Source organism: Mesoterricola sediminis, from assembly GCF_030295425.1.
GTDB classification, from domain to species: domain Bacteria; phylum Acidobacteriota; class Holophagae; order Holophagales; family Holophagaceae; genus Mesoterricola; species Mesoterricola sediminis.
In genome coordinates this window covers 1,970,252-1,991,173 of sequence record NZ_AP027081.1, presented here as the reverse complement: position 1 = coordinate 1,991,173, position 20,922 = coordinate 1,970,252, and the positions used below count along the sequence as shown (strand labels likewise).

22 protein-coding genes are annotated in these 20,922 nt (G+C 70.1%); 11 read left to right on the top strand and 11 right to left on the bottom strand.

All coding sequences use genetic code 11. The features are described from left to right. Positions 1–51 precede the first annotated feature (51 nt). Positions 52–1,497 (bottom strand): helix-turn-helix domain-containing protein, encoded by a 1,446-nt coding sequence (locus R2J75_RS08795; protein ID WP_243333778.1) that lies wholly within the window; start codon positions 1,495–1,497, stop codon positions 52–54. A 147-nt stretch (positions 1,498–1,644) separates the two neighbouring features. Between R2J75_RS08795 and aceB the strand changes: the two genes are divergently transcribed. The 4 genes from aceB (at position 1,645) to R2J75_RS08775 (ending at position 6,785) form a co-directional block, all read left to right on the top strand. Then, on the top strand, positions 1,645–3,249 hold the full coding sequence (gene aceB, locus R2J75_RS08790; protein WP_243333776.1) for a malate synthase A: 1,605 nt from the start codon (positions 1,645–1,647) through the stop codon (positions 3,247–3,249). Positions 3,250–3,257: 8 nt separating this feature from the next. After that, entirely contained in the window at positions 3,258–4,499 is a 1,242-nt protein-coding gene (gene aceA, locus R2J75_RS08785; RefSeq protein WP_316411509.1) for an isocitrate lyase, read from the top strand. A 33-nt stretch (positions 4,500–4,532) separates the two neighbouring features. Then, positions 4,533–5,870 (top strand): hypothetical protein, encoded by a 1,338-nt coding sequence (locus R2J75_RS08780; RefSeq protein ID WP_316411508.1) that lies wholly within the window; start codon positions 4,533–4,535, stop codon positions 5,868–5,870. A gap of 135 nt (positions 5,871–6,005) precedes the next feature. After that, positions 6,006–6,785, top strand: coding sequence for a response regulator (locus R2J75_RS08775; protein WP_243346838.1), 780 nt, complete (start codon positions 6,006–6,008; stop codon positions 6,783–6,785). A gap of 49 nt (positions 6,786–6,834) precedes the next feature. On the opposite strand, the gene R2J75_RS08770 is transcribed toward R2J75_RS08775, so the two are convergent. Then, entirely contained in the window at positions 6,835–7,338 is a 504-nt protein-coding gene (locus R2J75_RS08770) for an outer membrane beta-barrel protein (protein WP_243333769.1), read from the bottom strand. Between the two features lie 93 nt (positions 7,339–7,431). Between R2J75_RS08770 and R2J75_RS08765 the strand changes: the two genes are divergently transcribed. Genes R2J75_RS08765 through R2J75_RS08755 form a run of 3 tightly spaced genes read left to right on the top strand, consistent with a single transcriptional unit; the run spans position 7,432 to position 9,514 of the window. Beyond that, positions 7,432–8,019 carry a DNA-3-methyladenine glycosylase I gene (locus R2J75_RS08765; RefSeq protein WP_243346837.1) on the top strand — a complete coding sequence of 196 codons (588 nt, stop codon included), beginning with the start codon at positions 7,432–7,434 and terminating at the stop codon, positions 8,017–8,019. 9 nt (positions 8,020–8,028) lie between these two features. Continuing rightward, complete coding sequence (locus R2J75_RS08760; RefSeq protein WP_243333766.1) at positions 8,029–8,349, top strand: YdbT family protein; 321 nt, start codon at positions 8,029–8,031, stop codon at positions 8,347–8,349. A 58-nt stretch (positions 8,350–8,407) separates the two neighbouring features. Beyond that, positions 8,408–9,514: a M20/M25/M40 family metallo-hydrolase gene (locus R2J75_RS08755; RefSeq protein ID WP_279342120.1), complete on the top strand. Its 1,107-nt coding sequence runs from the start codon at positions 8,408–8,410 to the stop codon at positions 9,512–9,514. On the opposite strand, the gene R2J75_RS08750 is transcribed toward R2J75_RS08755, so the two are convergent. From R2J75_RS08750 to R2J75_RS08735, 4 genes are all read right to left on the bottom strand, one after another. Continuing rightward, positions 9,515–10,252, bottom strand: coding sequence for a class I SAM-dependent methyltransferase (locus R2J75_RS08750; protein WP_316411507.1), 738 nt, complete (start codon positions 10,250–10,252; stop codon positions 9,515–9,517). A gap of 216 nt (positions 10,253–10,468) precedes the next feature. Beyond that, positions 10,469–10,996 (bottom strand): UPF0158 family protein, encoded by a 528-nt coding sequence (locus R2J75_RS08745; protein WP_316411506.1) that lies wholly within the window; start codon positions 10,994–10,996, stop codon positions 10,469–10,471. Positions 10,997–11,188: 192 nt separating this feature from the next. Further along, positions 11,189–11,473, bottom strand: a complete 285-nt coding sequence (locus tag R2J75_RS08740; protein ID WP_243346829.1) for a BrnA antitoxin family protein — start codon at positions 11,471–11,473, stop codon at positions 11,189–11,191. Between the two features lie 290 nt (positions 11,474–11,763). Continuing rightward, complete coding sequence (locus R2J75_RS08735; protein WP_316411505.1) at positions 11,764–12,429, bottom strand: tetratricopeptide repeat protein; 666 nt, start codon at positions 12,427–12,429, stop codon at positions 11,764–11,766. Between the two features lie 486 nt (positions 12,430–12,915). Between R2J75_RS08735 and R2J75_RS08730 the strand changes: the two genes are divergently transcribed. Then, positions 12,916–13,107 carry a hypothetical protein gene (locus tag R2J75_RS08730; protein WP_243333757.1) on the top strand — a complete coding sequence of 64 codons (192 nt, stop codon included), beginning with the start codon at positions 12,916–12,918 and terminating at the stop codon, positions 13,105–13,107. A 671-nt stretch (positions 13,108–13,778) separates the two neighbouring features. Continuing rightward, entirely contained in the window at positions 13,779–15,539 is a 1,761-nt protein-coding gene (locus tag R2J75_RS08725) for an ATP-binding protein (protein ID WP_316411504.1), read from the top strand. Here R2J75_RS08725 and R2J75_RS08720 read toward each other — a convergent pair. Genes R2J75_RS08720 through R2J75_RS08705 form a run of 4 tightly spaced genes read right to left on the bottom strand, consistent with a single transcriptional unit; the run spans position 15,526 to position 19,078 of the window. Next, positions 15,526–16,302 carry an exodeoxyribonuclease III gene (locus R2J75_RS08720; RefSeq protein ID WP_243346827.1) on the bottom strand — a complete coding sequence of 259 codons (777 nt, stop codon included), beginning with the start codon at positions 16,300–16,302 and terminating at the stop codon, positions 15,526–15,528. The genes R2J75_RS08725 and R2J75_RS08720 overlap by 14 nt on opposite strands. Beyond that, a complete protein-coding gene (locus R2J75_RS08715) occupies positions 16,299–16,631 on the bottom strand; it encodes a hypothetical protein (RefSeq protein ID WP_243333755.1) in 333 nt (110 codons plus the stop codon). Before R2J75_RS08715 ends, R2J75_RS08720 begins: the two co-directional genes overlap by 4 nt. 3 nt (positions 16,632–16,634) lie before the next feature. Further along, the gene (gene metG / locus R2J75_RS08710; RefSeq protein ID WP_243333754.1) at positions 16,635–18,608 is read right to left on the bottom strand and encodes a methionine--tRNA ligase; all 1,974 of its coding nucleotides are present in this window, start codon (positions 18,606–18,608) and stop codon (positions 16,635–16,637) included. A 2-nt stretch (positions 18,609–18,610) separates the two neighbouring features. Further along, positions 18,611–19,078 carry a peptidylprolyl isomerase gene (locus tag R2J75_RS08705; RefSeq protein ID WP_243333753.1) on the bottom strand — a complete coding sequence of 156 codons (468 nt, stop codon included), beginning with the start codon at positions 19,076–19,078 and terminating at the stop codon, positions 18,611–18,613. A gap of 80 nt (positions 19,079–19,158) precedes the next feature. Between R2J75_RS08705 and R2J75_RS08700 the strand changes: the two genes are divergently transcribed. Both R2J75_RS08700 and R2J75_RS08695 read left to right on the top strand, forming a co-directional pair. Next, positions 19,159–19,590, top strand: coding sequence for a hypothetical protein (locus R2J75_RS08700; protein ID WP_243333752.1), 432 nt, complete (start codon positions 19,159–19,161; stop codon positions 19,588–19,590). After that, positions 19,590–20,561, top strand: coding sequence for an alpha/beta hydrolase family protein (locus R2J75_RS08695; RefSeq protein WP_316411503.1), 972 nt, complete (start codon positions 19,590–19,592; stop codon positions 20,559–20,561). The genes R2J75_RS08700 and R2J75_RS08695 overlap by 1 nt, the downstream gene beginning before the upstream one ends. Here R2J75_RS08695 and R2J75_RS08690 read toward each other — a convergent pair. Next, positions 20,545–20,844 (bottom strand): HU family DNA-binding protein, encoded by a 300-nt coding sequence (locus tag R2J75_RS08690; RefSeq protein WP_394365897.1) that lies wholly within the window; start codon positions 20,842–20,844, stop codon positions 20,545–20,547. The genes R2J75_RS08695 and R2J75_RS08690 overlap by 17 nt on opposite strands. Positions 20,845–20,922 lie beyond the last annotated feature (78 nt).

Below are 20,922 nucleotides of genomic sequence, written 5' to 3'. Positions count from 1 at the left end.
GAGGGGATTCTGGATGTTGCATTATTGCAGGCCCATCCGCTTACGGGGCGATCAATCGCCCTTGCCCAGGTGCGCGAAGAAGCTGCTGCGCCTCACCTCCTCCTGGACCCGGATGCCCTGGTGGAGCGGCGGGAACGCGCGCTGCTCGCAGTCGGTGCGGTCGCAGAGGCGGCAGGTGACCCCGATGGGCACCGGGGGCTGGTCCAGGAGCAGGCCGTCCGCGTAGATCAGTTCCCGGGCGTGGGCGATGTCGCAGCCGAGGCCCACGGCCTGCATGGCGTGCTGGCCCCGGTAGGCGCCCGTGTCCTTCTGGAGGGTCCGCGCGATGCAGAAATAGCGGACCCCGTCTGGCATCTGGCTGATCTGGGTCCGGATGAGCCCCGGCGTCAGGAAGGAGGCGTGGACGTTCCAGCGGGGACAGCAGCCCGAATAGCGCGCGAAGCGGATGCCCGAGCCGGAGAAGCTCTTGGAGATGTTCCCGGCGATGTCGATGCGGAGGAAGTGGAAGGGCACGCCTTCCTCCCCGGGCCTTCGCAGGCTCGTGAGGCGGTGGCAGACCTGCTCGAAGCTGACCTGGAAGCGTCGGGCCAGGAGTTCGATGTCGTACCGCGCGTTCCGGGCCCCCTTGAGGAAGGGCCCGTAGGGCATGAGCACCGCCCCCGCGAAGTAGTTGGCCAGCGCGACCCGCGCCATGGACCGGGCCGCGCCCTCGGGCAGGAGGGGATCCCGGGTCAGGCCGTCCAGCACCCCGTCCAGGGCCAGGAGGGCCCACTGGTGGGCCAGCTGGAAGGCCCGGCTCCGCAGCGGCAGCAGTTCGGAGAGGCTGAGGGAGCCCCCGTGGGGATCGAAGCGGCGGAGGATGCCCGGCATCTCCGAGGCCCGGTGCACGCGCACGGCGATCCCCCGGGAACGGAAGGCGTCCACCAGCTTGAGGTAGAGCATGTCCTGGTCCAGCCCGTGGCGCTCCCACAGCTCCTCCGCCGCGGCCTCCAGGTCGGGGAAGTGGTTCATGGCCCGCTGGATGAAATCCCCCGCCGCCTCCGAGGGCAGGGGCGAGGCCGCGGGCGGGAAGCCCTGCCCGTCGCTGAGCTGGTCCGCCAGCGCCTCCAGTCGACGGCTCCCTTCCCGGTGCGCCTGGTAAAGGAGGAAGACCGCCCGGGCGATGCTCGGGCAGGCCTGGGCCAGTTCCCGGACCTCGGCGGCGGGCAGGTCCAGGTTGTCGAAGAGGGGATCGCCGAAGGCCTCCATGAGGTCGTCGGCCATCCGCACGTCCTCCTGGGGGGCGAAGGTGCGGAAGTCCACCTTGAAGGCCTGCGCCAGCTGGATGAGGAGGGGGGCGGTGAGCGGCCGTTTGTTGGCCTCGATGAGGTTCAGGTAGCTGGGGCTGATGCCCAGGCGCTGGGCCATGTCCGTCTGGGTCAGGCCCTCCTGCCGGCGGAGGGCCCGGACCTTGGCCCCTAGGCGGGGAGCCGGGCGGTTCGGGGTGGCGTCCTGCATGGGCACTCCTTTGACAGGTTTTACAAAACCGGGGAGGTGGACTTTGCCGTTTATGACAAATCAACGGACTGGAAATGAAGGAACCCTTGCGTGGGACCCAGATTAAGTCAATTTGTGACTGAGATCAATTCTCCCTGGAGCCCTATCATGAACCACACGTCAGTCCCCACCCTCGGAGGCGTGTCCCTGGCCTCCGGTCATGATTCCCCCATCCTCACCCCCGCCGCCCTGGACTTCATCGCGAGCCTCGTCCGCCGGTTCCAGCCTGAGCTCGATCGTTTGCTCGAACAGCGCCGGCACCGCCAGGAGGCCTTCGACCGGGGCGAACTCCCCGGCTTCCTGCCCGAAACGGCGGAGCTCCGCGCCGGCGCCTGGAAGGTGGCCCCCCTCCCCGAGGTCCTCCTGGACCGGCGGGTCGAGATCACCGGTCCCCCCGAGCGGAAGATGCTCATCAACGCCCTCAACAGCGGCGCCCGGGTCTACATGGCCGACTTCGAGGACAGCCTGGCCCCCTCCCTGGAGAACCTGCTGGACGGCCAGCGCAACCTGGCGGAGGCCGTGCGCGGCACCCTGGCGCACGTGGATCCCGCCTCCGGCCGGCGCTACGCCATGGAGGCCCGGACCGCCGCCCTCATGGTGCGCCCCCGGGGCCTGCACCTGCCCGAGCGGAACCTGCTGGTGGACGGCAGGCCCGTCCCCGCCCCCCTCTTCGACGCGGGGCTCTTCCTCTGGCACAACGCCGCGGCCCAGCTGGCCCGGGGCGCGGTGCCCGCCCTCTACCTCCCCAAGCTGGAGCACCACCTGGAGGCCCGCTGGTGGAACGACGTCCTCGACGCCATCGAGGAAGGCCTGGGCCTGCCCCCGGGGTGCGTGCGCACGACGATGCTCATCGAGACCCTCCCCGCCGCCTTCCAGATGGACGAGTTCCTGCACGCGCACCGGACCCGGGCCGCGGGCCTCAACCTGGGCCGCTGGGACTACATCTTCTCCACCATCAAGACCCGCCGCATGGACCCCGGCGCCGTGCTGCCCGATCGCGGCGAGGTGCGCATGGACCTGCCCTGCATGAAGGCCTACGCGCGGCTCCTGGTCCGCACCTGCCACCGCCGGGGCTGCCTGGCCATGGGTGGCATGAGCGCCTTCGTGCCCCAGCGCGGCGACGAGGAGGGCACGGCCCGCGCCTTCGACCAGGTCCGCGCCGACAAGCGCCGCGAAGCGGCCGACGGCTGCGACGGCACCTGGGTGGCCCACCCCGCCCTCGTCCCCGTCGCCCAGGGTCCCTTCGACGAGGCCCTCCGGGGCCCCAACCAGCTCCACGTGGTGCCCGGCCCCGTGGCCGCGGCCGAACTCCTGGAAGTCCCCTCAGGCCCCCGCACGGAGCGGGGCCTCCGCCACAACCTCAAGGTCGGCATCCGGTACCTGGAATCCTGGCTGCGCGGCCACGGCTGCGTCGCCCTCTACGGGCTCATGGAGGACGCCGCCACCGCCGAGATCTGCCGCATGCAGACCTGGCAGTGGATCAACCACCAGGCCGACGTCGAGGGCCTGGGCCGCCTGGACCGTCCCCTCTTCCACGCCCTCGTGGACTTCTCCCTCCACCAGATCCGCGCCGAAGTCGGCGAGGACGCCTTCGAGGACGGCCGCTACCTGGAGGCCGCCGACCTCTTCGAGACGCTCGTCCTGGACCGCGTCCCCCAGCCCTTCCTCACCGTCCCCGCCTACGACCTGCTCCTGGAGCCGGTCCTCACCTGAGGTGATCCATGATCACGCCCTTCGAATCCCGCTGGACGGGGGTCACCCGTCCGTACTCCCAGGCCCAGGTCGAACGTCTCCGCGGCACCGTGAAGGTGGAGCACACCCTCGCCCAGCGCGGGGCCCGCCGCCTCTGGGAGCTCCTCAAGCTCGAGCCCTACGTTCCCGCCCTCGGCGCCATGACGGGAGGCCAGGCCGTCCAGATGGCCCGGGCCGGCCTCAAGGCCATCTACTGTTCGGGCTGGCAGGTCGCGGCCGACGCCAACCTGGGCGGCCAGACCTACCCCGACCAGAGCCTCTACCCGGCCAATTCCGTCCCCGCCCTGGTGAAGCGCATCAACGCCGCCCTCCAGCGCGCCGACCAGGTCGAGTTCGCCGAAGGGGGCGAAGGCCGGGACTGGATGCTCCCCATCGTGGCCGACGCCGAGGCCGGCTTCGGGGGTCCCCTCAACGCCTTCGAGCTGATGAAGGCCATGATCGAGGCCGGCGCCGCCGGCGTGCACTTCGAGGACCAGCTGAGCAGCGAGAAGAAGTGCGGCCACCTGGGCGGGAAGGTGCTCGTGCCCACCGGCCAGTTCATCCGCACCCTGGCCGCCGCCCGCCTCGCGGCCGACGTCCTGGACGTGCCCACCGTCCTGGTGGCCCGCACCGACGCGGATTCCGCCCAGCTCCTGACCAGCGACGTGGACGAGCGCGACCGCCCCTTCCTCACCGGGGAGCGGACGCCGGAGGGCTTCCACCGCATCCGCGGCGGCATCGCCTGCGCCGTGGCCCGCGCCGTGGCCTACGCCCCCTTTGCGGACGTGCTCTGGTGCGAGACCAGCCGCCCCGACCTGGGCGAGGCCCGGGCCTTCGCGGAGGGCGTGCACCGGGAGCATCCCGGCAAGCTCCTGGCCTACAACTGCTCCCCCAGCTTCAACTGGCGGCGCAACCTCTCCGACGAGGAGATCGCCCGGTTCCAGCAGGAGCTCGGCGCCCTGGGCTACCGCTTCCAGTTCATCACCCTCGCGGGCTTCCACGCCCTGAACCACGGCATGTTCGAGCTGGCCGACGCCTACCGGGGCGAAGGCATGACCGCCTACGCCCGGCTCCAGGAGGCCGAGTTCGGCGCCGAGGCCCGGGGGTACACCGCCACCCGCCACCAGCGGGAGGTCGGCACCGGCTACTTCGACGCCGTCAGCGAGACCCTGAGCGCCGGCCTCGCGTCCACCCTGGCCCTGACCGGCTCCACCGAGGCGAGCCAGTTCTGAGGCGGCTAAAGTAGGGGACGGAGGCGCCCCCGCATGGAGCCCGGTCCCATCACCCTCGACGGCCTCCGGCGCCTTCCCGCGCCGGAGGCCGCCGCGCTCATGGGCCTGGCGGGCCTGGGCCTGCCGGCCACCAACGCCCACCTGGCCCAGGCCCTCCTGCGGGTCCGCGCCCACCCCGAGGCCGAGGCCTGGGCGGCCAATCCCCGGCGCGTCCAGACGGTCCTGGAACGCCTCCGGGAGCGCGGCCTCGCCGCGGAGCGGCGCGGCTATTGGCACTGCCGCGAGGCCTGCCTGGAATCCGCCGCCCGCCTCGCCCAGGCGCGCGGCCTCCTGGGCCCCCTCTTCCGCGGCGTGGCCCCGGGGGCCGGCACCATCCCCGACGGCGCCATGCGGAGCCGCGCGGAGCTCCGGATCGCCCTCGTCGAGGGCCGACCCGGATCCTGGCTGCCCCTCCGGGAGCGCTTCCGGGAGGCCTTCGCGGAGGCCCTGGCCGGCCGCGACCCCCTGGCCCTCGTGTGCGGCGGCCCCTTCGAACCAGCCTGGTTCGAAGCCCTGGGGCCCGAGGCCCGGGCCCTCGGCGCCCAGGCCCTCCTCACGGACCACGTCCTCCAGGGCCGGAGGGACCTCGGCTGGATGGCCTGGATGGAGGCGCGCGCCGCCGTCCCCGGGCCCGGGCCCCTCGCCCCCGCCCTCATCGCCTTCCTCGTCCTCCAGGGCCGCCTGGACGCCGCCCGCGCCTGGATGGGCGCCCAACCCGAGGCCGCGCGCCGCCATGCCGGGTGGCCCGCCCTGGAAGGCCTCGCGGCCCTGGCCGCGGGGGAGCCGGCCGAAGCCGCCGCCCGCTACCAGGAGGCCCTGGACCGGAGCTCAGGCCCCCTGCCCCCCTTGCACGCCCCCTTCCACATCCTCGCCCTCCTGGGGTCCCGCCGGGCCCAGGCCCCGGCCCTCGCGCGCCGCCAGGCGGAAGCGGCCGCCCGCACAGGGCCGCTGGGCGCCCTCCTGCTCCGCCTCTGCACCGTCCTGGACGGCGCGCCGGGCCCGGTGCTCGGCACGCCGCCCCCCGCGGGCCTCGGCCCCCTGGCCCAGGCCCTCGCCGCCTGCGCGGCCCACCTGGGCGGGGAACCCGTGCCCCCTGCCTTCCTGACTGCCGCCCGCCAGGCCTGCGAGGGCCTTCCCCTCGCCTGGCCTGCCACCGACCTGGAGGAACTGGAGCGCCGCCAGGGGGACGCGCCGCCCCGGCCCCGCCCCCTCCTGGACCTGGCTCCGGCCGAGGCTCCGTGGGAGCGAGCGCTTCGGGCCATCGCCCGCCTTGGTGACTCTCTGGACTTTCCAACCGGCCGCCCGCAGGCCGGAGCCGGCCGGCCCAAGTAGACCGTTCCCTCGCCGTCCCGTCTGCAAACCGTCATACTGGGAATTCCGGCCCGAGGTTCCTCCCATGCACCGCCTTCCCCGGCTCACGCCAGCCCGCCGACCCGCTGCGCCCCGCGGCCACGGGGCATCCTGACCATGGCCCGCATCGCCGTCGTCGACGACAGCCCCGGGACCCGCGCCTTCATCCTGGCGGCCCTGGCCAAGGGCGGCCACGAGGCCCGGGAACTGGAGCCCACCTGCCTCTTCGAGGTCTTCAAGGCCCTCCACGAGGATCCCCCCGACCTCCTGATCACGGACCTGGTCATGCCCGATTGCCCCGGGCACACCCTCATCCGGCTCTGCCGGGAGGATGCCCATCTCCGCGACGTGCGCATCCTCCTGCTGACCGCCCATGGGGACGCCGCCCTGGGGCTCTTCCTCCAGCAGATGGGCGGGACCCACTACCTGGCCAAGCCCGTGTCCCCCACCATGCTCGCCGAGTGCGTGGACCAGGTGCTGGCACCGGGCACCGAGCCCGATCCCGGGTGGTCCCTGGCCTGCAGGGGGACCATCGCCGTGGTGGACGACAGCCATCTCAGCCGCGCCTTCCATGCCGCGGTGCTGCGCAAGGCCGGGTTCCGGCCGGTGCCCATCGAGCCCGGCGGCCTCCTGGAGACCGTGGTCGCCATCGAGGCCGAGCAGCCCGACCTGCTCGTGGTCGACTACCTCATGACCGAGTTCAACGGCGACGCGCTCATCCGGGCCATCCGCGCCCGGGAGGCCCTGCAGGGCGTCCCGGTGCTCGTCGTCACCGCCCACCGCGCCGACGAGATCCAGACCCTCCTCGTGCCCCTGGGCGGCGTGGAGGTCCTGTTCAAGCCCGTCCGCCCCGATGATCTCGTGGAGGCGGTGCGGTCGGGCCTCCTGCAGGGCTGAGGCCGGCCCCCGGAGAGGCCGGCCCCATGGACTGGCTGCCTGGATCGGATCAGAAGGTCCAGGTGGCGCCGAGGTTGAGGCTGCCCATGGTCGCCCCGTCCAGGCTGTGGGTGGTGTAGCGGGCCTGGAGGCCCAGGTTCCGGTTCAGGTCGTAGCCGATGCCGAGATCGGGCCCGAACCCGCTGCGGGAGGCCGAAGCGCCGCGGCTGATACTGTAGTTCATGAAGGACACGCCGACCAGGAGGTAGAGGCCCCGACGGTTGTGGTCGACGTGGTACGTGTAGTCGGCGGCCGCGCCGAAGCTGTTGGTGCTGGCGCCGTCCTTGGAGGCGTAGAGCCCCAGGTCGGCCCGGGCCATCAGGCCGTGGCCGCCACCGAAGTCCCAGCGGCCGTGGCCGCCCAGGAGGATGCCGGGCTTGGCGACGTCGGGCAGGTCGCCCACGGGGATGGCGATGGCGGCCTGCACCCCGAGGGCCGGGGGATCGGCGGCGCGGAGGGCTGCGGGGGAGGCGGCAAGCACCAGCATGGCGGGAAGGATCGCGAGAGCTTTCAAGGTGCATCTCCAGGAAAGGACCGGGATATCCGGTCGTCCGCTATTGTATAATCCAAGCACGGGATATGGAAATCTGATTCCCCAGGAGGCCCGATGGCAGTTTCCCCCGCAGGCCGCGTCCGCTGTCCGTGGTGCGGAGAGGATCCGCTCTACCGCGCCTACCACGACGAGGAGTGGGGCGTGCCCTCCCGGGACGACCGGCACCTGTTCGAGCTGCTCGTGCTGGAGGGGGCGCAGGCAGGACTGAGCTGGATCACCGTGCTGCGGAAGCGCGAGGCCTACCGCAGGGCCTTCGAGGGCTTCGATCCCGCGAAGGTCGCCGCCTTCGGGCCCGAGCGCATCGAGGCCATGCTCCAGGATCCCGGCCTCGTCCGGAACCGGGCCAAGCTCGCCTCCGCCGTGTCCAACGCCAGAGGCGTCCTCGACCTCCAGCGGGAATACGGCAGCTTCGCCGCCTACCTCTGGTCCTTCGTGGGCGGGCGCCAGCTGCGCCCCGTCAGGCGCGCCCTCGCCGAGGTGCCCGCGGAGACGCCCGAGTCCCGCGCCCTCTCGAAGGACCTCAAGCGGAGGGGGTTCAAGTTCGTGGGACCGACCATCATGTACGCGTTCATGCAGGCCGCGGGCCTCGTGGACGACCACATCGAGGGCTGCTGGCGCCGCGGCGCGGCGGCCCGGGACTGAGGAGGGCGCATGACCGCCGAAGTGTTCAAGGCCAGCCGATGGACCAAGGGCAACCATCTCTTTCCCACCGAGATCGAGATCACGGACACCGCGGTCACCCGGCGCAAGCGGTCCTGGCTCACCCGCAACGAGATGACCATCCATCTCCTGCGCGTGGCCAGCGTGCGCATCGACACCGGCCTCCTCTGGTCCGACATCCTCGTCGAATCCACCGGCGGGACCGATCCCCTGACGAGCCACGGCCACCGCAAGCAGGACGCCCTGCGCATCAAGGAGCTCATCGAGCGGGCCCAGACGTCCCATCTCGCCGGCAGGGACTCCGGCGCCTGATGCCCGGTGGCCGCATGGGGTATCATCAGATCTTCCCTGATGATCACGGAGGTGCCCCATGGCCCAGCAGGCGCGGTTCGGCGCGGAGATGGATACAGACCGCATGGTTTCCCAGTTCATGGACATGGTCCGCATCGACAGCGAGAGCGGCGATGAGGCCGCCTTCATGCAGTGGCTGCTTCCCGTCCTGCGCGATCTGGGCGCCGAGGCCGGCCTGGACGAGTACGGGAACCTGATCGCGACCGTCCCCGCCAAGGGCAGCACCGCCGAACCGATCCTCCTCTCCTGCCACGGGGACACCGTCAGGCCCGGGAAGGGCATCCGCCCCGTCCTGCTCGACGGCGTCGTCCGGAGCGGCGGCGACACGATCCTGGGCGCCGACGACAAGGCCGGCATCGCCGAGATGCTCGAGGCGATCCGGGTCGCGCCCGTGCATCCCCCCCTCGAGATCGCCATCAGCCGCCAGGAGGAGGTCGGCCTCCTGGGCGTCAAGAACCTCGACTATTCCCGCATCACCGCGCGCCGCGGCTTCCTCCTCGACAACGACACCCTCGACACCATCATCACGGGCGGGCCTTCCTACTTCGCCATCGACGTGACCGTGCAGGGCAAGGCCGCCCACGCCGGTATGGAGCCGGAGAAGGGCATCAACGCCATCGTCGCCGCCTCCCGCGCCGTCGCCGCCCTGCCCCTGGGGCGGCTCGACGCCGAGACCACGTCCAACGTCGGCGTGATCAGCGGCGGCCTGATCCGGAACGGCGTGCCCGACGCCTGCACCTTCCTGGCCGAATGCCGGAGCCTCGACCACGCCAAGGGCCAGGCCCTGGCCGACGAGATGGTCGCCATCATCCGGCGCGAGGTGGAGGGCGCCGGCGCCCGCGCCGAGATCGCCGTCAACAACCTCTGCAAGGCCAGCAGCATCGATCCCGAGACCGCCTGGACCGTCAAGACCGCCCAGGCCGCCCTGTCCGTCCAGGGCATCGAGGCTTCCGCCGGTCACATGTGCGGCTTCACCGACGCCTCCATCTACAACAACCACGGCATCGAGATGGCCGTGGTCGGCATCGGCGCCCGCCAGGAGCACTCCACCGAGGAGCACATCCACGTGGAGGACATGGAGCGCGCCGTGGCCATGATCGTGGAGATCTTCCGCCGCTCCGCCTGATCAGGCCTCCCGGACCCCCGCCAGGATCCAGCCCGCCGACGCCGCCGTGAACGGCGCTCCCGACTCGTCCGCCCAGGGCCCGCCCGGGGCCAGGCCCGCCTCCCGCAGGAGGGCCGCGGCCCCGGCGGGGTCCATCACCCGGTGGCGCACCCTGCCCCGGGCCTCCCGGCCGTCGTCGGCGGTGAACACCGTCTCGAAGGCCGCCTCCGTCTCCGAGACCCGGGTCCTGCGGCGCGCGAGGATCCCGCCCCCGCACCGGAGCGGCGGCAGGTCCCGCCCGGCCCCCACGGCCAACCCCGCGTCGCTGACCACCTGGACCGCGAGGGTCCCCCCGGGCTCCAGCACGGACCGCGCCTGCCGGAAGAAGTCCAGCCACGCCGCGTCCTCCAGGAGGTGGGGCAGCGTCTGCCCCAGGCAGGTCACGAGGCGGAAGCGCAGGTCTCCCGCCGCCCGGGCCAGGTCCAGCAGCCCGGCCTCGTGCCAGACCACGGGCGTCCCCTCCGCCGCGGCCCGGGCCCGGCCCGCCTCCAGGAAGGCCGGCTCCAGGTCCAGGCCGTGGGCCTCGCGGCCCCGGGCCGCCAGGGCCCGGCACAGGCTGCCCGTGGCGCACCCCGCGTCCAGACAGCGGGTTCCCTCCGGCGCCAGCCGGAGGGCCATCTCCACCCGGGCCGGGCGGAGCGGGAACAGGTCCTCCCAATGGGAGGCGAGGAGGGACCAGGGGGCGGAGGCTTCGCGCATGCCCCCCATTGAACACCCCGCCCCGCCTCCCGGCGAGGGGGTTTCAGGACCGCGGGGCCCGGACCGCCTTGGACAGGGCCACCTGTCGTCACGATGCTTGTCGTGGTCGGCCTTGGGGCGCTTCGTCGCCTTCGCCTTGTCTCCCAGGTGGAAGCAGGCCATCCCCAAAGCGCAAGGCGCCTGCGGAACAAGAAGCGGGAACGCGAACCGTCCGGTTCAGGGGAAGACCAGAACCGCACCGGGCAGGTTGTCCTCCACCCATTGCTGAGCCCATCCCAGCATGACGGCATCGTGGAACTTGAACCACTTCTGCCGCTCCTCGGGAAAGTCCAGGAGGGTGTCCTTGAAGGCACGGAAGGGGCGGCGCATGCGAAGGGACCGATCCAGGCTTCGGGCGGCCTCTCCATCCGGCAGACTTTCCACGTAGGAGGCCATGACCTGGAAGCATTCAGGTGAACCCATGGGTTCCACCGTCATGTATCGGTCCGGATCATCGTAGGCCTCCGGATCTTCATCCTCATCCAGGAAACCCTCGTCCTCCGGACGGCGGATGAGTTCGCCGGTTTCCAGGTCCGCGAGCCAGTACTCCTGCATGGGATTGGCCTCAAGCGCCGCCATGAGGTCCTGGGCGCTGATGGTCAGGTGAGCAAACGCCCGAGCGGATTCAGACATGGACCTGCTCCTTGGATCGTCTCCCGAATTCTCCCTCGTCCCACGTTCCCTGGTCCAGCTGAAGAATCTCATGCCGGATTCGATTCCGCCCCCTGCTCGCCCGCATGGGAACTCGACACGAATCAGGACGTACCCGCAGTTGGGTCCTGAGCTGCACCCCTTTGCCTGATTTGATCTCATCCATGGGACCGGGAATGACATCGGTTCACCGATAGACCGAACCGCGCTCGGCAGGTTGGTCTCCACCCATTCCTGGGCCTCAGGCTAAGCGGGCTTCTTCCCGTGCACCACGTCCAGCAGTACCTGGTCCAACCGGGTCTGCCACCCTTTCCCACCGCTTCGGAAATGGTCCAGGACCTCCTGGGACAGCCGGATCGTGATCCGCTTTTTGGTCGGCTCCACCTGGGGGCCGCGCGGACGTCGTACCGACTTCAAGGTCTCCTGCATTTCCAGTGGAAGGTCCTTGAACGGCTTGAAGTGTTTCAGGTCCTCGGCAGTGATTTCCCGAACGTCCCCCTCCTCATGGGTGAGGGGCTTGCGCTTGGTCATACACCCTCCTTTCACGTTCATTCGCCTTGCGCAAGCGGATGACCCGGATTCCTTGCAGGAGCTTCAGGTAACAGATCACATGATAGGTGAGAAAACCATTTTGATGATGTTCTCCATCCCCAATCCAATTCCCGTGGCCGGGCCTGGTTCATGGCAGGCTTCTCCTGTAGCACCTTCTCTGACAACGTCGGAACCCACTTGCCGCTGTTGTCCAGGAAGGCTTCCTCCATCCGAGGATTTCCTCCCTCTCCATTCGCACCTTGCGCCACCCCCCGGAACCGGCAGGATCTTCACTTGGTCACCGTACGAATCCTGACCCGGCCAGAAGCGATCGCATCATAAAGATCCCTGGTCTTCTTGTCGTCGGGGTTCTTGTCGAGGTAGGCCTTGAGGTTCTTGGTGGCTTTCTCCTTGTCTCCCACGTGCAGGTAGGCAATCCCCAAGGAGTAAGGTGCCTGCGGAACGCCCAGGGCTAAGGCCTTTTCCAGGAAGGGAATGGCTTCCTTCGCTTTTCCCACCCCACCCAAGAAGGCCCCGTACATCTGATTCCCTGCCGGATCATCTGGCCTCATCGACAACCACTTCTGGAAAATCGCATCCGCCTTCTGGGCCATCCCCGGGATATCCAAGTTGTGCCCAATGGATCCCACCATGGCGGCCCTCTTCATGAAGTAGACCGGGGGATTCGGTACGTCGATGAGGGTGTCCAGCCAGGCCGAGAGCTTGACGACATCCTTAGCGGCTCGGTCCTTGGCTCCTCCCTCTTCAAAATGAACGGGGTAATCGATGGCGTGCCGGGCCAGGTCATCCAGAACCTGATCGAGTAGCTTCAGCTTCGCGCTCGGATCCGTGTCAGGCCCGCCTCCGGTTCTACTGACCAGGGGAACCAGATCGTAGGATCCATAGGACTGGCCGAAGAGCGATGGGGCGCCGATGCATAGCAGGTAAGCAACCAAGGCAGGCCTTACGAACATGAGGAACCCTTTGATGGCAGATGGAGGGGTTCTAGCCTACCGGTCCTCCAGGGCCACGGCCAGCTTTCCCGACATGGCCCATTTCCCCTACCCCATCTCGAACCAATCATTCGAGTTCCTGCCGGGTCCGTGAAACCTGTCCCGAATTTCTCCCTCGTCTCCCGCACCCTGGTCCAGTCGTCCATCCCAGATCCGGATTCGATTCCACCCCCTGGACCTCTCACTCGGGAACGCGACAAGAACCAGGCGGTTCCCCGCAGGTTGGTCCAGATCCGGCACCCCCTTGCCAGATTTGATGCCACCCTCCCGGGTTGGAGACCCCGAGCTTCCGTTCTGGTTTTTCCACTTCTCCCGAAAATCCGTTCCGTTTTTTCGAAATTTTCGACTCCACCCCTTGACGAAAGACGCACAAAAAGCGAAATTGGTGCATCGAAGGTTCCAGAGCTGGAACTTGAGCGGAGGTGTTCGATGGCCAAGTCCTTTGGATACAAGCTTCCCGGTTACTTCATGGAATACGGGCCCATCCAGGCCGAGAGCGAAGACCTGGCCCGGGCCGAGATCCGGCGCCGGCTGGGGGTCCGCCGCCTTCCCTGGGGCCTCCAGGTCTGGGACCTGGCGAACCGGCCCCTGGCCCGCTGGAAGGTCGACCAGGCCTCCTGAGCTTCCCACCCTTCGAACATGCCGGGCGGCCCTTCGGGGCCGCCCTTTTGATTCATAGCAGGCCCATGGAAAAACCATGGATCCCAGGTTTTCTTGCCATTTTCATAGGAACCGGCGGATCGTTCGGCGCATGGGAGGAGTGCCCTTCAATCGCCCTGTGTCCCGTTTCCGGAGGTATGGATGCTCCCTCCCCGGCCGTCGCCGTTCGTGTTGGCACCCAACCTGGTGCTCTATGCCGAGGAAGAACTGTACGGCCCACGCCTGAAGCGCCTGGCGCGCATGATCCCGGTCCGGCTCGGGGAGCCGCGGCCGCCGGGCGAGGCCCTGCCGGCGGGCATTCGGCGGACCGTTCCCCTGGGACCGGCCGGCCCCGGTCGAGAAAAAGACTGGACACCCCGCCGCGGGTGACGGAGCCTTGGGGCCGGAGGAGGCCCCAGGCAGGATCCATGGCCAGTCGAAGTCAAGCAGACACGCAGATCGACAGGGGAAAAACAGGCGCATCCGAGTCGGCTGACGAGCCAACGAGCGCCGCCCGGGGCCATGGGGAAGCCAAGGGGCACCTCAAAGGCACGGTCCAGCGCTTCCGGGAGCAATCGGAACGGCGGGCGCGGGAGAAGGGCCTTCAAAAGCTCAGCCGCATGGTCCAGGCCCTCAGCCGCGCGAGCCAAGCCATGGCCCGCGCCACCAGCGAGGCGGATTACCTGGACGAGGTGTGCCGCATCGTGGTGGAGGACTGCGGCTGCAACCTGGCCTGGGTCGGGTTCCGGAGCCAGGGGGCCGCGCGCCGCATCGACCCGGTCGCCTGGGCCGGGGTCGCCTCGGCCTACATGCGGACCCTCGTCGTCACCTGGGGTGAGGACCCCCGGGGCCAGGGGCCCGCGGGCCAGGCCATCCGCACGGGCAAGCCAAGCCTCTTCAACGACCTGGCCGCGGACCCCACCTTCGGCCCCTGGCGCAAGGAGGCCAAGTTCCGGGACCTCGGGTCCTCCGTCGGCCTCCCCCTCATGGACGGGCGCGAGGCCTTCGGTGTCCTGGCCGTGTACGCCTCCGAGCCGGACGCCTTCGGGGAGGCCCACGTGCGGGTGCTGGACGAGCTGGCCGAAGGGCTGGCCCGGGGCATCCTGACCCTCCGCCTCCGGGAATCGGAGCGGCGGGCCCAGGAGGCCCTCCGGGTGACCTCCCTGCACCTCCAGCGCCTCAACGACGAGCTGGAGCAGCGGGTCCAGGAGCGCACCAAGGACCTCGTCCGCGCCAACGAGGAGCTCACCGCGCGGATCCTGGACCGGGACCGGGCCGAGGAGGCCCTGCGGCGCAGCGAGGAGAAGCTGCGGCACGTCCAGAAGATGGAGGCCATCGGCACCCTCGCCGGCGGCGTCGCCCACGACTTCAACAACCTCCTCCAGGTGATCTCGGGCTATTCGGAGATGGCCCTGGAGAAGGTGGAGGCCGACCATCCCATCCGGGGGCTCCTGGAGACCATCCAACGGGCGGGCCAGAAGGGGGCCTCCCTGACGCGCCAGCTGCTGGCCTTCAGCCGCAAGCAGGTGCTCGCGCCGGAAATCCTGGACCTGAACACCCTCGTCGGCGACATGGAGATGTTCTTCCAGCGCGTGCTCAAGGAGGACATCCGGCTGGCCTTCGACCTGCATCCGGACCTCTGCCTGGTGGAGGCCGACCCGGGCCAGCTCCAGCAGGTCATCATGAACCTGGTTTCCAACGCCAAGGACGCCATGCCGAAGGGGGGCGTCCTGACCCTGCGGACCGCCTGCGCCGGCGCCAGCATCCAGCTGTCCGTCAGCGACACCGGGGAGGGCATGACGCCGGAGGTGGCGGCCCGGGTCTTCGAGCCCTTCTTCACGACCAAGGGCGTGGGGAAAGGGACGGGCCTGGGCCTGAGCACGGCCCTCGGGATCGTCGAGCAGAGCGGCGGTTCCCTGGAGGTCGCGAGCCGACCCGGCGAAGGCACCACCTTCACGGTGGTGCTGCCCCGGGCGGAGGGCATCCTGGCGCCCCGGGAGAGCCCCCGGAACGCGGACCGGGAGCTGGGGAGCGAGACCCTCCTCCTGGTGGAGGACGACGCGGGGGTCCGCCACCTCACCGCCCACCACCTGGTGGCCTCCGGCTACCAGGTGCTGGAGGCCCCGGACGGCCCCTCCGCCCTGGAGGCGCTGCGGTCCCATCCGGAGCCGGTCCACCTCCTGCTCACGGACATGGTGATGCCGGGCATGTGCGGCCGGGAGCTCGCGGAGCGGGTGACGGCGCTGCGGCCGGAGATTCGGGTGCTCTTCATGTCGGGCTACCCGGACATCGCCCAGGCCGCCGAAGCCGAGGGCCCGGCCGGCGCGGTCCTCATCACCAAGCCCTTCGACCGGGCGCGGCTCCTGGGCGCCGTGCGCGACACCCTGGACGCGGGGCCCGCTACGCCAGCCTGAGGCTGATGGGGCAGTGGTCCGAGCCCAGCACGTCGGCCAGGATCCGCGCGTCCTCCACCTGGGGGACCAGGTCCTCGCCCACCAGGAAGAGATCGATGCGCCACCCCACGTTCTTCTCGCGGGCGCCGCCCCGCGCCGTCCACCAGGTGTAGAGGCCGGGGACGCCGGGGTTGCGCTGGCGCAGGACGTCCACCATGCCGGCCTGGAGGTACAGGCGGAAGTCCTCCCGCTCCTCGTCGGTGAAGCCGGGATTCGCGCGGTTGTCCTTGGGCCGGGCCAGGTCGATCTCCTCGGGGGCGACATTCATGTCGCCGGTGAGGATGATGCGCTCGCCCCGGGCGCGGCGCTCCCGCAGGATGCCGGCCAGGTCCTGGGCGAACCGGCGCTTGAAGGGGAGGCGCGCCAGGCCCGCGGACGCGTTGGGGAAGTACCCGGCGATGAAGGTGAGGTCGCCCCGGGTGCTGACGATCATCCGCCCTTCCTGGTCGTAGGCCTCGATCCCCAGGCCCCGGGTGTGGGTGAAGCCCAGCTCCTTGCGGGAGAGGGTGGCGCTGCCGGCGTAGCCCTTCTTGGAGGTGGAGGGGAACCAGGCCACGTCGTAGGCCGATTCCAGCTCGCGGCGCACGCCCAGGTCCACCTGCTCCCAGTCCGCGCGGATCTCCTGGAGGGAGAGGACGTCGGGATCGGCCTTCTCGAGCCAGTCCATGAAGCCGTTCTTGAGGACGGCCCGGAACCCGTTGACGTTCCAGCTGAAGAATTTCATTCCAGCTCCTTGACGATGCGATCCAGGAGGCGGTCCGTGCGCAGGCGGGTCCAGGCCACCACCAGGAAGGCGGTCCAGCCGCGAAGGCGGCCGTCGAGCTTCAGGTGGGCCCCCATGGGGTGGGGCTCGGCCCGCAGGGTGCCCTCCTCGACGGCGCCGAGGAGATGGTGCTGCCACCGGAGGGCGAGGCCCTCCCCGCAGTCCTGGGCCGGCTGGAGCCCCGGGCAGGCCTTGAGGCAGGGCAGCCCCGCCTCCAGGCGCGCCTTGACCAGGGCCAGGGGGGCGTCCGTCAGGACTTCCTCCTGGAATCGGAATACGGGTGTCTTCATGACCTACTTGACGATGAAGCCCGGGCGGGCGTCATCGGGGGGGGCGATGAGGTAGGGCTTGGAGGCGTTGTCGCTGGCCGCCAGGAGCATGCCGTGGCTCTCGATGCCCATGAGGGCCCGGGGGGCCAGGTTGGCCACGACGACCACCCGGCGGCCGACGAGCTCCTCGGGGGTGTAGGCCGCGGCAATGCCGCCGAGGATGGTGCGCTTCTCGAAGCCCAGGTCCACGGTCATCTTGATGAGTTTCTTGCTCTTGGGCACGGCCTCGGCGTCCAGCACCAGGCCCACCCGGAGATCGGTGCGGGCGAAGGTGTCGTAGTCGATCACCTCGCGGAGGGGGGGAACGTCCAGGGGCTGCTCGGCGGGGGCGGGGGCCTCGGCGGCGGCCTTGTTGTCCAGCTCGGTCATGACGGCTTCCTTGTCGATGCGTTGGAACAGGGGTTCGGGGGCCCCCACGGGGCCGGGGGCGGGGGCCTCGAAGTCGAAGCCCGCGAAGCGCTGGGCGGCGACCTCGCCGGGCAGGCCCAGGCCCTTCCAGAGGAGCTGGGCCATGCCGGGCATGACCGGGGAGACCAGGACGGCGGTGGCGCGCAGGGCCCGCCAGAGCTGGCAGAGGACGGCGTCCAGCTTGTCCTGGGCGTCCTCGCGCTTGGCGAGCTTCCAGGGCTCGGCCTTCACGATGTAGCCGTCCAGCTGCCGCAGGTAGGCCCAGAGGCCCTCCAGGGCGGCGTGGAAGTCGTTGGCGGCGGCCTTCTCCAGGTAGGCCGCCACGGCGGCGCGGCCCGCGTCCAGCACCTCCTGGTCGGCCGCGTCCAGCACGGCGGGCACGGGCACGCGGCCCTCCCGGTACCGGGCGATCATGCTCAGGGTGCGGGAGGCCAGGTTGCCGAGGCCGTTGGCGAGGTCGGCGTTCAGGCGGTCCATGAATCCCTCGAAGGAGAAGCTGCGGTCCAGGCCCACGGTCATGTCGCGCATGAAGAAGAAGCGCACGGCGTCGTTGCCGAAGGCCAGGAGCTGGTCGGGGCGCACCACGTTGCCCTTGGACTTGGACATCTTGTCCTCGCCCATCAGCCACCAGCCGTGGGCCAGGATCGTGCGGGGCAGCAGGGCCCGGATGCGCGCGGGGAGCTCGCCCTGGAGGTCGTCGCCGTCCTGGCGGTGCATGGCCATGAGGAAGGCCGGCCAGTACACGGCGTGGAAGCGCAGGATGTCCTTGCCCACCAGCTGGAACGTGGGGGGCCAGAAGCCCTCCCGGCCCGCGGAGAGGTAGTTCAGCAGGGCGTCGAACCACACGTAGACGACGTGCTTCTCGTCGCCGGGGACGGGGATGCCCCAGGTGATGCTGGTGCGGCTGATGCTGAGGTCCTGGAGGTTGCCCCGGGCGCCGCCGGGGGCCACGAACTGCCGGACCTCGTTGAGCCGGAACTCAGGCTGCACGAACTCGGGGTACTTCTCGTAGAGCTGGATCAGCCAGTTCTCGTAGGCCGAGAGGCGGAAGAAGTAGCTCTCCTCCTCCAGCTCGATGAGCTGGTGGGCCAGGCCCTGGGCCTGCATCTCCTTGGCCTGGGTCTCGGTGACGTAGGCCTCGTCGCTGACGGAGTAGAGGCCCTTGTAGGTGGCCTTGAAGATGTCGCCGGAGGCCAGGAGCTGCTGGAACTTGGCCTGGACGACGGCCTTGTGGGAGGCGTGGGTGGTCCGCACGAAGTGGTCGTGGGTCAGGCCCATGCGCTTCCACAGGTTCTCGAAATTGGGCACCACCTCGTCGGCGAGGGCCAGGGGCGTGATGCCCCTGGCCGCGGCGGCCTTCTCGATCTTCTGACCGTGCTCGTCGGTGCCGGTGAGGAAGTACACCTCCTCCCCCATCATCCGCCGGTGCCTCGCCATGACGTCGGCCAGCACGGTGGTGTACGTGTGCCCGATGTGGGGCCGGTCGTTCACGTAATAGATGGGGGTGGTGATGTAACAGCGTTCCGACACGACTACTCCTCGGTGACTTCGGCCTTGATGATGCGGTCGTTGGCCTGGATGGTCTGGACGACCTTCACGTCCTCCTCGCCCACGCACTTCCCGAACACGGTGTGGACCCCGTCCAGGTGGGCGACGTTGCGGCGGTCGCCGTTGACGATGAAGAACTGGCTCCCGCCGGTGTCCTTGCCGGCGTGGGCCATGGAGAGGGCGCCCAGCTCGTGCGTGTGGGGGTTGCCCGCGGTCTCGCACTTGATCCGGTAGCCGGGGCCGCCGGTCCCGGGAATGCCGCCGGCGCCCTCGCGGGTGTTGGGGCAGCCGCCCTGGATGACGAACTGGGGGATCACGCGGTGGAAGGCGAGGCCGTCGTAGAAGCCTTCCTTGCTGAGCTTGACGAAGTTGGCCACGGTGCCCGGGGCTTCCTTCGGGAAGAGCTCGAGATTGATGTCGCCCTTGCTGGTCTGGAGTTTCACGCGGGTCATGGTTCACCTCGGGTCAAACAACCAGCATAGCCTGTGGCGGGGGCCGCTCAAAATGGGTAGGCTCGTTGCTGGAGGTTTCCATGAGGTTTCCGGTTCTCAGGATGGCGTTGGCGGCCTTCGCCGTTCTGGCATTCGCGGTGGGCTGCCGCAAGCCCAAGGCCATCCAGCCGCGCAAGCCGGTTCCCCAGGGCACGGTGCAGTTCCAGTTCACCACGAAGGTCGAGGGTCCCATCGACCTGACCATCGACGGCGTGCGGATCCCCGTGGCCAAGACCGCGAAGAAGGGCCGCCACCTGACGATCTCGGGCCTCGCCCTCGGCCGGCACCGGCTCGTGCTCCTGAGCCCCCTGGACGCCTTCGGGCCCGACCAGGTCGAGGTGGAGCTCAAGGAGGGCAAGGGGCACTTCCAGGTCCTCTTCGCCCAGCAGTTCAACGCGGTGCTCTACGGCAAGCCCGAGCCCACGCCCGTGGCCGAGGGCATCCCCGGGGTGGTGGCCCGGCTCGAGCCCTGATGCGCCGCGCGGCCAAGGGCGCCCTGGCCGCGGCCGCCGCGGTCCTGGCCGCGTGGGCCGGCTTCGTCGGGGTCCGTTCCCGCGCCGTGGCCCGCGAGCTGACCGACCCGCCCTTCTACCATCCCCAGCCCCTGGCCCGGGTGGAGGCCACCTACCGCGAGCTGGCCGCGGGCACCCCGGGCGCCGATCCCGGCGGCGCCTGGGAGACCTTCCGGGCCGGTGAGCGCCAGGTGTGGCTCCTCCGGAGGCGCGTTCCCGCCCAGTGGACCGTGCTGATGCTCCACGGCTTCGGCGACGACCGCTGGGGCACGAGCCCCGCGCTCAAGTGGTTCCCCGCCCTGGACGCGGCGATCTTCACGTACCTGGGCCGGGACGATGCGATGCGGGCCGGCGGACCCGCGCCCATGGTCACCTTCGGCGCCCGGGAAGCGCGGGAGGTGGTCGAGGTCGTCCACGCCCTGGAGGCCCGCGGGGTGCCCCGGAACCGGGTAATCCTGCTGGGCCGGAGCCTGGGGGCCTCGGTGGGGCTGCTGGCCCTGGCCCGCCTCGAGGCCGAGGGCCGCGGCCCCCTGGGCGGGATCATCTGGGAGGGCGCCCCCGCCAGCAGCCGGGACTTCGCCCAGCGCCTCGTGGAGGGGCCTGTGGACCGCTTCTGGCACCCCTGGGTGGCCCCCGCGGTGGGCCAGGTCGCCAGCGCCCTGGCCGCGCGGTGGGCGGGCTACGACCGGGACGACACGGATCTCCTGGCGCGCACGGCGGGCATGCGCCTGGCGACGCCCTCCCTCTGCTTCATCGCCGCCCAGGATCGCCTGGCCCCCCCGCGGGTCCAGCGCGCCCTCGCGGCCCGCTTCGCGGAGATCCGCGTCGTGGAGGCGCCCACGTGGCACCTCCACTGCGCGGAAACCCTGGGGCCGGCCTACGACCGGGCCCTTGCCGACGCCGTGCGCGCCTGGACTACGCCTCGTCGATGAGGCGGCTGCGCAGCTCCTTGCCGAGCTTGAAGTAGACGACCCGCTTGGGGGGCACCTGGATGGACTGGCCGCTGCGCGGGTTCCGGCCCTGGCGCGCCTTGCGGTCCCTCAGGCGGAACGATCCGAACCCGCGGAGTTCCACGCCCTCGCCCCGGTGCAGCGACTCCACGATGCTCTCGAGGAATGAATTGACGAGCAGGTCCGCGTCCTTCTTCGGGAGCTCCAGATTCTCGATGAGATGCTTGGAGAGGTCGGCCTTCGTGAGGGTTTCCATCGTTTCCATTCGAGACTCCGGGCGCGCCTAGTATACGTGCCACAAATAAGATCCCCTAACGGGAAAGAACGTCAATAGCCCAAATGA